Annotated in this window: 18 protein-coding genes; 7 read left to right on the forward strand and 11 right to left on the reverse strand. The window is 64.0% G+C overall.

The genetic code is table 11. The annotated features are described in order from the left end of the window. Positions 1 to 40: 40 nt before the first annotated feature. The 4 genes from pgeF to ACV1FX_RS11985 are packed head-to-tail and all read right to left on the reverse strand — an operon-like array spanning position 41 to position 3,534. Positions 41 to 808, reverse strand: coding sequence for a peptidoglycan editing factor PgeF (pgeF, locus tag ACV1FX_RS11970; protein ID WP_473117758.1), 768 nt, complete (start codon positions 806 to 808; stop codon positions 41 to 43). Next, complete coding sequence (locus ACV1FX_RS11975; RefSeq protein WP_473117759.1) at positions 805 to 1,926, reverse strand: class I SAM-dependent methyltransferase; 1,122 nt, start codon at positions 1,924 to 1,926, stop codon at positions 805 to 807. The genes pgeF and ACV1FX_RS11975 overlap by 4 nt, the downstream gene beginning before the upstream one ends. 21 nt (positions 1,927 to 1,947) lie before the next feature. Next, positions 1,948 to 2,790 (reverse strand): prolipoprotein diacylglyceryl transferase, encoded by an 843-nt coding sequence (lgt, locus tag ACV1FX_RS11980; RefSeq protein ID WP_473117760.1) that lies wholly within the window; start codon positions 2,788 to 2,790, stop codon positions 1,948 to 1,950. 12 nt (positions 2,791 to 2,802) lie between these two features. After that, positions 2,803 to 3,534, reverse strand: a complete 732-nt coding sequence (locus ACV1FX_RS11985; protein ID WP_473117761.1) for a dienelactone hydrolase family protein — start codon at positions 3,532 to 3,534, stop codon at positions 2,803 to 2,805. 172 nt (positions 3,535 to 3,706) lie between these two features. On the opposite strand from ACV1FX_RS11985, the gene ACV1FX_RS11990 reads away from it, so the two are divergent. From ACV1FX_RS11990 to ychF, 4 genes are all read left to right on the forward strand, one after another. Continuing rightward, positions 3,707 to 3,967, forward strand: coding sequence for an accessory factor UbiK family protein (locus ACV1FX_RS11990; RefSeq protein ID WP_473117762.1), 261 nt, complete (start codon positions 3,707 to 3,709; stop codon positions 3,965 to 3,967). Between the two features lie 235 nt (positions 3,968 to 4,202). Then, on the forward strand, positions 4,203 to 4,931 hold the full coding sequence (locus ACV1FX_RS11995) for a 50S ribosomal protein L25/general stress protein Ctc (protein ID WP_473117763.1): 729 nt from the start codon (positions 4,203 to 4,205) through the stop codon (positions 4,929 to 4,931). Positions 4,932 to 4,990: 59 nt separating this feature from the next. Then, complete coding sequence (pth, locus tag ACV1FX_RS12000; RefSeq protein ID WP_473117764.1) at positions 4,991 to 5,596, forward strand: aminoacyl-tRNA hydrolase; 606 nt, start codon at positions 4,991 to 4,993, stop codon at positions 5,594 to 5,596. A 98-nt stretch (positions 5,597 to 5,694) separates the two neighbouring features. Beyond that, positions 5,695 to 6,792: a redox-regulated ATPase YchF gene (ychF, locus tag ACV1FX_RS12005; protein WP_473117902.1), complete on the forward strand. Its 1,098-nt coding sequence runs from the start codon at positions 5,695 to 5,697 to the stop codon at positions 6,790 to 6,792. 109 nt (positions 6,793 to 6,901) lie between these two features. On the opposite strand, the gene ACV1FX_RS12010 is transcribed toward ychF, so the two are convergent. Further along, positions 6,902 to 7,195, reverse strand: a complete 294-nt coding sequence (locus tag ACV1FX_RS12010; RefSeq protein WP_473117765.1) for a DUF4282 domain-containing protein — start codon at positions 7,193 to 7,195, stop codon at positions 6,902 to 6,904. Between the two features lie 148 nt (positions 7,196 to 7,343). Here ACV1FX_RS12010 and ACV1FX_RS12015 point away from each other — a divergent pair, with 148 nt between their 5' ends. The 3 genes from ACV1FX_RS12015 (at position 7,344) to ACV1FX_RS12025 (ending at position 8,621) form a co-directional block, all read left to right on the forward strand. Continuing rightward, positions 7,344 to 7,796, forward strand: a complete 453-nt coding sequence (locus ACV1FX_RS12015) for a MaoC family dehydratase (RefSeq protein ID WP_473117903.1) — start codon at positions 7,344 to 7,346, stop codon at positions 7,794 to 7,796. Next, positions 7,796 to 8,278, forward strand: coding sequence for a MaoC family dehydratase (locus ACV1FX_RS12020; protein WP_473117766.1), 483 nt, complete (start codon positions 7,796 to 7,798; stop codon positions 8,276 to 8,278). The genes ACV1FX_RS12015 and ACV1FX_RS12020 overlap by 1 nt, the downstream gene beginning before the upstream one ends. 196 nt (positions 8,279 to 8,474) lie before the next feature. Continuing rightward, on the forward strand, positions 8,475 to 8,621 hold the full coding sequence (locus ACV1FX_RS12025) for a hypothetical protein (RefSeq protein ID WP_473117767.1): 147 nt from the start codon (positions 8,475 to 8,477) through the stop codon (positions 8,619 to 8,621). Between the two features lie 41 nt (positions 8,622 to 8,662). On the opposite strand, the gene ACV1FX_RS12030 is transcribed toward ACV1FX_RS12025, so the two are convergent. From ACV1FX_RS12030 to ACV1FX_RS12055, 6 genes are all read right to left on the reverse strand, one after another. Then, positions 8,663 to 8,800 carry a hypothetical protein gene (locus ACV1FX_RS12030; protein WP_473117768.1) on the reverse strand — a complete coding sequence of 46 codons (138 nt, stop codon included), beginning with the start codon at positions 8,798 to 8,800 and terminating at the stop codon, positions 8,663 to 8,665. A gap of 237 nt (positions 8,801 to 9,037) precedes the next feature. After that, the gene (locus tag ACV1FX_RS12035; RefSeq protein ID WP_473117769.1) at positions 9,038 to 9,454 is read right to left on the reverse strand and encodes a hypothetical protein; all 417 of its coding nucleotides are present in this window, start codon (positions 9,452 to 9,454) and stop codon (positions 9,038 to 9,040) included. 217 nt (positions 9,455 to 9,671) lie between these two features. Beyond that, positions 9,672 to 10,580 carry a hypothetical protein gene (locus ACV1FX_RS12040; protein ID WP_473117770.1) on the reverse strand — a complete coding sequence of 303 codons (909 nt, stop codon included), beginning with the start codon at positions 10,578 to 10,580 and terminating at the stop codon, positions 9,672 to 9,674. A 294-nt stretch (positions 10,581 to 10,874) separates the two neighbouring features. Then, positions 10,875 to 11,315: a nuclear transport factor 2 family protein gene (locus tag ACV1FX_RS12045; protein ID WP_473117771.1), complete on the reverse strand. Its 441-nt coding sequence runs from the start codon at positions 11,313 to 11,315 to the stop codon at positions 10,875 to 10,877. A 182-nt stretch (positions 11,316 to 11,497) separates the two neighbouring features. Further along, positions 11,498 to 11,764 carry a hypothetical protein gene (locus ACV1FX_RS12050; RefSeq protein WP_473117772.1) on the reverse strand — a complete coding sequence of 89 codons (267 nt, stop codon included), beginning with the start codon at positions 11,762 to 11,764 and terminating at the stop codon, positions 11,498 to 11,500. Positions 11,765 to 11,924: 160 nt separating this feature from the next. After that, positions 11,925 to 12,374: a nuclear transport factor 2 family protein gene (locus tag ACV1FX_RS12055; RefSeq protein WP_473117773.1), complete on the reverse strand. Its 450-nt coding sequence runs from the start codon at positions 12,372 to 12,374 to the stop codon at positions 11,925 to 11,927. Positions 12,375 to 12,530: the final 156 nt, after the last annotated feature.

Raw genomic sequence — 12,530 nt, forward strand, 5'->3', positions numbered from 1 at the left:
ACGGTCATTCCGGGGGGCGAGGCGCCCGTTGCCGTTGTGTTCACGCTTCGAGCGCGATTGCGTGGATGTGCCGGCCGTAGTCCGGCTCCTTGCGGTGCACGGAGCGGCGATAGCTGAAGAAGCGCTCGTCGGCATAGGTGTCGAGACCGAGATCGTCGATCATCAGGATGCCGGCGGCTTCCAGCCGCATGCGGATGAAACCGGCGAGATCGAACATCGCGTGGCCCTCACGCACGGAGGGAATGAAGAACACGGCGTTGTCCGCGTCCGCCTCGATGAAGCGCGCGACGAACTCGTTGCCGACTTCATAGCTCTCCTGGCGGATCAGCGGGCCGATCGCCGCGATGATGCCGCTGCGCGAGGCGCCGAGCTTCTCCATCGCCGAGATCGTGGACTCCAGCACGCCCGTCAGCGCGCCCTTCCAGCCGGCATGCGCGCTGCCGATCACGCGCGCGTTGGGATCGACGAACAGCACCGGCCCGCAATCGGCGGTGGAGACGCCGAGCGCGAGGCCGGGTGTGCGCGTGACCATCGCATCGCCCTTCGGTCGCGGGCCGCCTGGCCAGGCGCCGTCGGCGACGAGCACGTCGGGCGAGTGGATCTGATGCAGGCTGATGAAACGCTCGGGCCGAACGCCGACATGCTCGGCCATGCGGCGGCGGTTCTCCGCGACGAGGGCCGGATCGTCATTGGAGCCGAGCCCTCCGTTGAGCGCGGCATAGATGCCGCTGGAGACGCCGCCTTCGCGGGTGAAGAAGGCATGGCGCAGGCCGGGCACGGCCGAGAGCAGCGAGGAACCGAGAGTCATGACGCCTCGTCACCTTCCTCAACATGGTCGCTCAGGGCCGCGAGCGAGGTAAGCCGCGGCTCGGAGATGGCGAGCACCTTGAACATCGAGCCCATGCCGCCGCGGCCCGTGTCGGTCAGTCGCTTCAGCGCGGCGGCAATGTCGGTGGCGACTTCCGGCGTCGCCTTCTGCATCAGTGCTGCCGCGCGCGTCTCGACGCCGAGGCGCTTCAGAAACTCGCCCTGCGTCGTCGGGCCATGAACGCGGGCGCCGACGTCCTCGGCAGCGCGCGACAGCGCCTGGAAGTCGACATGGGCGGTGACGTCGGCCTGGCCCGGCGCCTTCAGCGGATCGGCGAAGGTGTGGCGCGCGATCGCCTGGAAGGTGTCGCCCGCATCGCTACGCAAATGGCCGTAATCGACGATCAGCGCCGCGCCGTCCTGGTCGCGCACGCGGCTTGCGAGCTTCATGATCTCGGCATCCGGCCGCCATTCGAATACCGCCCCGACGGGTGCCGCCCGCACCAAAGGCGGCAGCAGCACGTCGAAGCGCGGGGTCGGATCAGTGGCGGCGCCGAACTCAAGCCTGCCACTCGCGTCGATTTCGACGACGCGCTCGTGCCAGCCGTTTTCGCGCTTCACCATCTGGTGGATCGGCAGCACGTCGAAATATTCGTTGGCGAGGATGATCGAGGGGCCTTCGGGCACGTCATCGATCGTGTCGTGCCAGGTGATGTTGCGGACGCCCGACAACGTCGCCTTCTGCCGCTCGCGCAGCACCGGATTGACATCGACCATGTGGACCTGGAGCGCCTGGTAGAGCGGCGGCAGCACCCGCAACGCGCGCAGCGCGTCCGCCATCATGGTGCCGCGGCCAGGCCCGAGCTCGATCAGCCGCAACTGTTGCGGCGAGCCCATCTGCTTCCACACCGATGCCGTCCACAATCCCAGAAGCTCGCCGAACATCTGGCTGACTTCCGGCGCCGTGGTGAAGTCGCCTTCACGCCCGAGCGGATCGCGCGAGATGTAATAGCCGTGACGCGGATGCATCAGGCACAGCTCCATGTACCTCCACACCGGCATCGGGCCGGAGGATTTGATCAGTGCCTTGATCTCGTTCAGCAGCGGCGAGTCGGTCACAGCCTGTCTTCTCGAAATGAATTAACGAATGGCCTCGAGCGGTCTGCGCGCCCCGCGCCGCACTGCAAATACAATAAGTATGGCGCCGACGATAAGCATGGGGATCGACAACAGCATGCCCATGGTTAACCCGCCCCACAAAAATCCGAGTTGTGCGTCCGGCTCGCGAAAATGCTCGCCGATGATCCGGGTGAGGCCATAGATCAGGATGAAGCTGCCGAGGATCATCCCGGGCCGCTTCAAGGCGCCGAGGCGGATCATCACGGCGAGGACTGTGAACAGCAAGATGCCTTCCATGCCGGCTTCATAGAGCTGGCTCGGGTGGCGCGGGATGTTGCCGCCGGTCGGAAAGATCATCGCCCAGGGCAGGCTCGGGTCGGCGGCACGGCCCCATAGCTCGCCATTGATGAAATTGGCGAGCCGCCCCAGGAACAGGCCGATCGGCCCCACGGCGGTGGTGATGTCGCCGAGCGACAGGATCGAGATGCCGTTCCGGCGCGCGAACCACATCACCGCGACGACGCAGCCCATGAAGCCGCCGTGGAAGGACATGCCGCCTTCCCACAATCTGAAGATCGCGGAAGGGTGGTCGATGAAGAAGGGCAGGTTGTAGAACAGCACATAGCCGGTGCGGCCGCCCAGGATGATGCCGAGCGTCACCCAGAGAATGAAATCGTCGAGCTGCAACAGCGAAATCGGCGCCGGCCCGCTCCACAGCCTGTCGTTCTTGACCAGTGCGCGGGCGTAGATCCAGCCGATCACGATCCCGCCGATATAGGCGAGCGCATACCAGCGGATGGCGAACGGCCCGATCGCAATCGCGATCGGGTCGAAGGAGGGGAAGTTGATCAGAAGAAACGGCATCGCGCCTTGGTTCTAGACAAGATTGCGGCGATAGAGCGCCAACAGGCGCTCCCAGTGCCGCTCGGCGGCGTCGCGGTGATAGACCGGGCGCTTGGGAAAGGCGAACCCATGATGGGTGCCGGGGTAGACCTCGACCTCGGCCTTGGCGCCATTCATGCCCTCTTTCACCTTTTCGATGATCTCGGCCGGCGCGTAGACGTCGGTCTCGGCACAGGCGAAATAGAGCTCGGCCTTGGTCTTGCTCGCCGCGAGATGCGGGCTATCGGGCTGGTCGGTCGCCAGATGCGTGCCGTAGATCGAGGCCGCGACCTTCACACGATCGGCAAAATGCGTGGCGGCATTGATGGCGTAGCGGCCGCTCATGCAATAGCCGACGGTGCCGACCCGCTTGGTGTCCGCAGCCGCCTGGCCCTCTGCATAGGCGAGCAGGGCGCGCGTATCGTCCATGATCAGCGGAATGTTGATCGAGCCCATCAGCTCGTACATGCGCTTGCGCTCCGGCGCATTCGGATCCGGTGGCACCGGCCCGATCTCCATCACACCGGAGCGGTAATAGAGGTTGGGCAGCATCACGTAGTAGCCGGACGTGCCGAGCCGGCGCGCCATGTCGCGCAACTCCTCGCGGATCGCCGGCGCATCCATGTAGAAGATGATGACCGGAAACGGGCCGCCGCGCTCGGGATGGGTGATGAAGGTGGTGGTCGAGCCGTCCTTGGTCGGAATCTCGATCTGCTGGTCGATCATGGTCTCGCGCTTTACTTTCTGATTCTTGTTATGCCCGGCCGATCAATACGATGGCAAGGAAACCAGGGCATGACAAGGACGCCTCAGATGCGCGTGCAGGCCCTTGATCGGCGGTGTCCGGATTGCCATTGTCTTGCCAAGCTCAAGTTCGCAAAGGCATCCGGAGATCGCCATGACACAGACCAGCAACCGGTTTTTCGACGAGATCGGACGCCTCATGAATGACGCCGCCGGTGCCGCCCAGGGCGTCAAGCGTGAATTCGACACGGTGATGCGCACCCAGGCCGAGAAATTCCTGCGCGACATGGACCTCGTGAAGCGCGAGGAGTTCGAGGCGGTCAAGGACATGGCGCGCCTCGCCCGCGAGGAGAACGAGGCCTTGAAAACCCGGATCGCGGCGCTGGAGGCCAAGCTGGGCGGAACGCCCAATTGAGTCGTCATGGCCGGGCCTGACCCGGCCATCCATCCCCTTTGAACGCCCTTGTTGGCGATGGATGCCCGGGCCAAGCCCGGGCATGACACCCTGCCCATTCTCCTTGTCATTTCCGCAGCTTCCGGCTAAAAGCCCGCCACGTCCGCGGCCCCCGCACCCCTGGAGGCTTGCTGCGAACGATGCCATGGGCCGCGTTGCGGCCCATTAACTTTTGCAAAAACAAGGACTTAACGTTATGGCGACGACCGTCAAGGAATTGAAGGCGACCGCACGTCCGAAGAGCGGCAAGGGGGCCGCCCGGGCTGAGCGTCGCGCCGGGAGAGTGCCCGGAGTGATCTATGGCAACAACCAGCCCCCGCTCCCGATCTCGGTTGACGATCGCGAACTGCGCCAGCGCATCCTCGCCGGCCGGTTCCTGACCACCCTTGTCGACATCGACCTCGAGGGCAAGAAGCACCGCGTGATTCCGCGCGACTATCACCTCGACCCGGTCAAGGACTTCCCGATCCATGTCGACTTCATGCGTCTCGGCGAAGGCGCCACCATCCGCATCAGCGTGCCGTTGCATGTCGTGAAGGCGGAAGGCTCGCCCGGCGTGAAGCGCGGCGGCACCGTCAACATCGTCGCCCACGCGATCGAGCTCGAATGCGGTGTCGAAAACATCCCGCAGTACATCGAGGCCGACGTCGGTTCCCTCGAAATCGGTCACTCCCTGCATCTGTCCGACATCAAGCTGCCGACCGGCGTGAAGGCGCTGACGCGTGAGGACGCTACACTCGTCACCATCGTGCCGCCCTCCGGCTACGCTGAAGAGCAGAAGGCGGCGGCTGCGGCTGCAGCGGGTGGCGCGGCTCCGGCTGCGGGCGCTGCTGCTCCGGCGGCGGGCGCGGCGGCTCCGGCCGCGGGTGCTGCTGCTCCGGCGGCTGCTGCCAAGGCTCCGGCCGGCGGCGACAAGAAGAAGTAATCTCTCATAGCTGGCGCGCGGCCTTTTGACCGCGCGCCGAGCGAGGGGCGCGCCGCGTCATGCGACTCTTTGTTGGGCTCGGCAATCCCGGCGCGAGATACGCACGCAACCGGCACAATATCGGCTTCATGGCCGTCGACGAGATCGCACGGCGTCATGGTTTCGCGCCATGGCGCCGCAGATTTCAGGGCGAGACCTCCGAAGGTACGCTCGGGACTGAGCGCATCATTCTGCTCAAGCCCACGACTTACATGAACGAGTCGGGCCGCAGCGTTCAGGAAGTCTCCAGCTTCTTCAAGATCGCGCCCGGCGACGTCACCGTGTTCCAGGACGAGCTCGAGCTGCCGCCGGGCAAGGTGCGGGTGAAGATCGGCGGCGGCATCGCCGGCCATAATGGCCTGCGCTCGATCTCGGCGCATATCGGCAACGAGTATCGCCGCGTGCGGCTCGGCATCGGTCATCCCGGCGTCAAGGCGATGGTCCACAGCTACGTGCTGGCTGACTTCGCCAAGGCCGACGACGAGTGGGTGACGACGCTCTGCGACGCCGTCGCCGAGCACATCGCTCTGCTCGCCAAAGGCGCGGACGCGACCTTCGCCAACAAGGTGCATCTCGCCATGCAGGCGAAGGGATTTTTGACCAAGGACGACAACGGAAAAGAGTAATTCTCGTCATCGCCGGACTTGATCCGGCGATCCATCGTTCAAGGAAGATGGATGCAAAGGTCAAGCCCGCGCATGACGAGATCAGGTTCGAGGACACGATGGGATTCAAATGCGGGATTGTCGGGTTGCCCAATGTCGGCAAGTCGACCTTGTTCAATGCCCTGACGGAGACGGCCGCGGCGCAGGCCGCGAACTATCCGTTCTGCACCATCGAGCCGAATGTCGGCGAGGTCGCGGTGCCGGATCCGCGGCTCGACAAGCTGTCGGCGATCGCGAAGTCCGCGCAGATCATCCCGACGCGTCTGACCTTCGTCGATATCGCTGGCCTCGTGCGCGGTGCTTCCAAGGGCGAAGGCCTCGGCAACCAGTTCCTGGCCAACATCCGCGAGGTCGATGCGATCGCGCATGTCGTGCGCTGCTTTGAAGATTCCGACATCACCCATGTCGAGGGCAAGATCGCGCCGCTCGCCGATATCGAGACCATCGAGACCGAGCTGATGCTCGCCGATCTCGACAGCCTCGAGAAGCGCGTCGATAACCTCACCAAGAAGGCCAAGGGCAACGACAAGGACGCCAAGGAGCAGCTCGATCTCGTCAACCGCACGCTCGTGCTGCTGCGCGACGGCAAGCCGGCGCGCCTCGTCGAGCGCAAGGCTGAGGAAGAGCGCGCCTTTTCGATGCTCGGCCTGTTGTCGTCGAAACCCGTGCTTTATGTCTGCAACGTCGAGGAAGGCTCGGCCGCCACCGGCAACGCCTTCTCCAAGGCGGTCGAGGAGCAGGCCGCGAAGGAGGGCGCCGTCGCTGTCGTCATCTCCGCCAAGATCGAATCCGAGATTGCGACGCTGTCGCGCGAAGAGCGCGTCGACTTCCTGGAGACGCTGGGCCTCGAAGAAGCCGGCCTCGATCGCCTGATCCGTGCCGGCTACACCCTGCTCGACCTCATCACCTATTTCACGGTGGGACCGAAGGAAGCGCGCGCCTGGACCATCCATCGCGGCACCAAGGCGCCGGCTGCGGCCGGCGTGATCCACACCGACTTCGAGAAGGGCTTCATCCGCGCCGAGACCATCGCCTATGACGACTACGTCTCGCTCAATGGCGAAGCCGGCGCCCGCGATGCCGGCAAGCTGCGCCTCGAAGGCAAGGACTACACCGTCGCCGACGGCGACGTGATGCATTTCAGGTTCAATACGTAACGAGCGCCGTTCCCGTCATTGCGAGGAGCGAAGCGACGAAGCAATCCAGACTGTCTCCGCAAGGGGCAGCCTGGATTGCTTCGCTTCGCTCGCAATGACGCGGGGAGCCTTACCGCACGCCGCCCTGGTCGCGGATGGCGCCGAGATGCTCGTTGATGCGGAAGACGATCAGGATGAACTCTGCGGCGATGCGTGAGAACACGATGCCGACGATGACGCTCGCAATCGACGACAGCACCATGAGAAATCCGCCGAACGGGCTGATCGCCATCGCTGCGAGCCCTGAGAAGATGCCGGAGATGCCGAACAGGCAGATCAGCGCGATCACCAGCCAGTAGAAGGTCTTGATGATGGTCGGCGTGATGAAGCGGTCCCACTGAAACAGGTCGCTGAACGTGAACATTCTCTCTCCCCCGGCAAATCGGACCCGGCCCGGCCTCGATCCGACTCAAGCCCTGCCGCATCGAATGTAGCACGAGCCATGCGGGCGGGCGGGTTGAGATTGCCGCAAAGTGCGGCCACAATCTGTCATTCCCTCCGATCTCAGCAACATGACCCTGACCTTCGAAGACTTTCCCCCCGGCCGTTTCGGCACGTTCGGCCCGCGTCACGTCAGCCGCGACGAGATCTTGGCCTTCGCCGCCGAGTTTGATCCGCAGCCGATGCACCTCGATGAAGAGGCTGCCGGCAAGAGCATGCTCAAGGGCCTGTCTGGCTCGGGCTGGCATCTCTGCTCGCTGATGATGCGGATGACGGCCGACGGCTTCATCACCCGCGCGGCCTCGCTGGGCTCGCCCGGCGTTGACGAGGTGCGCTGGCTCTCCCCCTTGAGGCCCGGCGATGAACTGACCCTTGACGTCGACGTGGTGGAGGCGCGGGCCTCGAAGAGCCGGCCCGAGCTCGGCATCGTCAAGTTCAAATGCACCGCGCGCAATGCGAAAGGCGAGGTCCTGTGCGAGATGACCTCGCCGATCCTTATCAAGCGGCGCGAAGGGCTCAAGTGATGCGGTTCTTCGAAGACATATCGATCGGTCAGCGGCGCGAGATCGGCTCGTACACGTTCACCGCAGATGCCATCAAAAAGTTCGCTGCGAAATTCGATCCGCAGCGCTTTCACCTCGACGAGGAGGAGGGCAAGAACTCGCTGTTCGGCGGGCTCGCTGCGTCCGGCTGGCATGTCGGCTCTGCCTGCATGAGCCTGCTCGTCGCCGACGGCCAGCGCCTTGCGAAGGAAGCTGCCGCACGCGGTGAGAAGATCGCAGTGTGGGGTCCATCACCGGGCTTTCGCGACCTGCGCTGGATCAAGCCTGTGCTCGCCGGCGATACCGTGAGCTTCGTCAGCGAAGCCACCGACAAGCGCGTCTCCGCCTCGCGCCCCGGCTGGGGCATCCTGCAAGGCATCACGACCGGTACCAACCAGCGCGGCGAACAGGTCTACGCGATCACCACGACCGCTTTCGTGCCGATGCGCGGGCAAGGTGGTTAGACCGGTTCCAATCTGAACGGCCAAGATGCGCTACGAGTGTTGCCCGCGCGCTATGGACGGGATCGGCGCTCGCTGCCATAAGCCTCGTCATGCGGTTCGTCGCGAGGCATTTCGCGGAACCATTGATTTGCTAACCAATTGTGAACCTGTCGCTGTCTATTTGAACCAACGGGATAGAGGACAGGGGACGAGGACCATGGCAGACCGCAGCGCACTCAAGCTGGTCGGATTCATCTTCGCCACCGCCACGCTCGCGGTGATGCTGATCGCCGGCATGGTTGTGCGGGGCTATGCCGATGGCGGCTATACGCTCGAAGCCTCGACCGTCGCGGCTGATCGCTAACCGTTCATTAACCCATCCATCGCCGGTGCGAGGCAGGCCGCTCAGCGGCTATAGACCACCGCAAGGATTACGATCGCGACAACCAGCAGCCCGACGAAGCGGAGCATGATCGTGCCGAACTGCGTCGGCGCGGGGCGCAGCGGAATAGGGTCCGTGTTTTCGGGCCGAATGCTTTCCATCTGAAACTGTCCCCTGCCAGGGCCCGGGAAGAGGGGCCCGCGCTAGGCTTTGGTCGCGGCTGGGCTGTGGAAAGTTCAAATCAAGAATTCGCGGGCGGGACCTGCAAAGCTTGCCGCATTCTCGGTCGTCATGCCCCGCTTCGCGGGTGATGACACCTGTATTGGGGGTGCCTCTTCTAAAACAAAACCGCCGCGCTCCCTTGGGGAACGCGGCGGTCGGGATGTCGCGGACTGCGATCAGCTGTTGCGCAGGCCGTCGGCGGCGCGTTTCCACTGCGCGACGTTGTCGGAAATCATGCGGGTCGACTTCATCGCGGCCTGGCTGAGCTGGGCGTAGCCGGAGATCTCGCGCTGGACGCGCTGGCCCTCGGCATGCAGCAGATCGCGCAGGCTCTCGAGCTCGGAGATCAGGTTCTCGATCTCGGCGAGCGAGGTGCCGGCGACTCGCTGGATCAGCGAATTGACGTTGGTGACGGTCGCTTCCGCCGACGGATCGAGCACAGCTTCGCTGCCTGCGGCCGGGCGGCGCAGATAGGCGATGTCGTTGCGCACGAAATCGCGGATGCCGGCCTCGACCTCCGTGACCGCAGCGAGGTTGCTGTCGGCGACCTCGGTCTCAGTTGATTCAATCTTTTCCGAACGAATGGCGTTCATCGTTGTTCCCCTGTTCGCGTTGAGCGCAGCGCGAGTGTCCCCCGCACGACGACGTCTGTAAGGCGGAATGCATCAGGGCGTCCGATTTTGACCGCATATAGGCCGAGATGCGGCAAGGATCGACCATTCGGCGGCTTTGCCGTGGCGGCGCTCTTCCTCCCGCATCCGCCTACGCCAAGGCTTCGGCGGACAAACGCGGAGAGAGGCGAAGAGCAACTCACCAGCTCTTCTTGAATCCCGCGGTCAGGCTCTTGTTCGTGGTGCCCTGCGCGGTCTCGCCGACCGAGCCGGAGACGGTAACATTGTCGAACAGCTTCTGCTCGGCGCCGACCTTGCGCAGCCATTTGTCATCCGTGGTCGACATGGTCTGGCCGGCAATGAGGCTCGTGCCGGTCTCGCCGAAGGTGACCTTGGCGGACTGGTCGGTTTCGTAATTGCGGGTGGTGCGGCCGGCGATGCCAGGGATCGGCGTCGTGCCCTGCTGGTTGACGCTGTAGCCGTTCTGCAGCGTAAGCGAACGATCGTCCGAGAGCGGCACCGATTTGCTGAGCGAGGCGCCGACCTTGCTGCTTTCGGCGCCGGGATCGACGCGGGCTTCCACCGCCGTCTTGTCCCAGATCGAGCCCGCGCCCGGCGCGGTCGCCGTCGCCCAGGCGCTGCCGGAGGATTGCGGCACGTTGCCGCCATTGGTGGCCTTCTCCGCCAAGAGTTCGGACATCGTGGTGGGCTCGCGCGTCACCGTCATGTCGGCGCCGACCTGGGTATCCCAGAATGGGGTGACCGATTGCTTCACGGTCACTGCCGATGTCCCGTTGGCGCGCCGGTCGTTCGACCAGTTCGGCCCGCCATCGGGTGTCGCCTGCGCGCGCTTTTTCGCCGCCATCAGCTCGTTCAGCGTGGTGGCGTCGATGTTGAGCTGGCTCCAATCGAGCTTGTCGACGTCGATGCCTTTCAGCACATCGGGATCGTTGACATCGGCTGCTTCCTCGGCCTCTTCGGGCGCGGTCGCGGCCGGGTCGGGCTGCCTTGGGATGATCTGCGCCGGCGCCACCGTCAAGGATGCCAACATGAACGCGGCCACCAGCAACGGCAGCTTGGTCCAGCCAAACCCTGTCGAGAATTCCATCGTCCTGCCCGCAAGCCCGGCGCATGATCGGGAAAACTGTGCGCGGTCTTCCCGCACGATCATGCGCCAAATCATTCCGCTTTCACGATGCGGAGATAACGTCGCAAAATTGTGGCGGCAAGCCTTGAACGACGAGGAGCGGGCGAAACGTCGCATCACAGCGAAGACCAACGGGTCGCGCGCAAAGCGCGCGCGCCCGGCAACATGGATACGCGAAGCGACTCGGCGGGGCTGGTGGCCGGGCGCTCACGCGTACGTCATCGGACCCGGGAGAGACGGGACCCGTTGGTGCCCTCACCCCACCCGGCTGATCTTCGGCAAATGAATGGGACGGCCGAGCGCCTGTTCGACCAGGTCGAAGGTGTCCACCAGCACGCGCATGTTGAGCAGCCGCCCGGCCTTGAACTGTGCAAACTGCGCGACCCGCAGCGAGATCGGCTTGTCGGAATCGAGTGCGGTCAGCGAATAGCGCAGCATGGACGAGGCGGAATCGACGCCCAGCATGATGGTCTCGCGGTCGAAACGGCGGACGCGGAAATTGTCTGCGATCTGGCGGATGACGTCGAGCACGGCGTCCTTGCCGTGGCGGGCGCCGAGGAACGGAAACATGTCGATCGGGCCGTAGATCGCCCAGTCGACGTCCTCGTCGATCAGGGTCTCGATATCCTCAAAATGCCGGTCGTTGATCGCGCGGTGCAACGCGCGCGAGAAACGCCAGAGGCTGTGCTCTGTCATTTGGGTCGTTCCTGAAACGGGCTAGCAAAAAACGAAAAACAACCCCCCGCACAGTAGGCGCCGCGGGGTTGTCGAATTCATTTGTAGACAAACAAATAGGCTCTGCGCGCGAAAACGCAATTCACGTTTTTGCAATGCGCAATTGAACGCGCTTTGTGAAATTTACAATAGAACCCCGTAATTTACCGGTCGTGACCGGCGATGGGTTCCCGTTCGACGGCGATCGCGTCGTCACGCTTCGCCAGCAGGCCGAACAGCACGGCTCCGGCGATACCGCCGATCACCGCCCCGAGCGGCATGAAGGTGAAGAACACCAGCATGCCGCTATAGCCCTCGAAATTCGTGGTCTTGAAGATTTCGACCCAGGCGAGCCCGGCTCCCACGCCGAACGCAGCGCCGCCCAGCGACCCCAGAAACAGCCCCAAAGCGGCAAGCAACGCGATTTTCATCAGCCCGGATTCAATTTAGCCGGCGTCCACAACGCCCCGACATGGGTCTCTAGAGGGAGAAGGGAGGTTCAATTGTCGCCTCTCTCCTTGCGGCGCGTGCACACACTCAGGTGTCGTCCTGGCTTTCGCCGGGATGACCTCGATGGAGACAGCGCGCTGGCTAGCCCTCCACCCGCTCGCCTACGATCAGCGGGGCGATCTCGCGCTCGAGCACCTGCTGCACCAGGTCGTAGGAATCGATGATCTCGCGGATCTCCGACACGAGCCCATCGCGCAGCGTATAGAACACGGCCATGTCGACCTGCACGATGCGCTCGTTGGTGCGCTTCCTGAAGAAACTGTGCAAATACGTCGCGACCTGATTGCCTTCGGCGACGACATGCGCCGGCTCGTGGCGGATCTCCGAGTAGCGCGACCACACTGTCTGCCAGAGTTCTCGCAGCTCGGCCTTGCCGTGCCGCGGCACCAGGTGGGGCAGCACGTCGATCGGTGCGTGAGTGAGAAAGTCGACGTCGTCGGTGCAGCACGCTAGCGCGGCATCGAGATCGCCGCGCGCAAAAGTATCGAGGAGATGCAGCACGCGCCGCCTGTTCAAGCTCTCAACCGTCATGCCCCGCCGCCCTCATTGGCCCGCGCACAGCAAACGCCATCGCGGTCTCCCCGATTCCGGCAATCCGCAAAAACGCCGGTGATTACAGGGGGTTTGACGCGGCAGCGCAATACCTGGTTCATGGTGTGCAATTATTGATTGTGTGATCGTTTCCAG

The sequence above is a fragment of the Bradyrhizobium ingae genome (genome assembly GCF_055791185.1).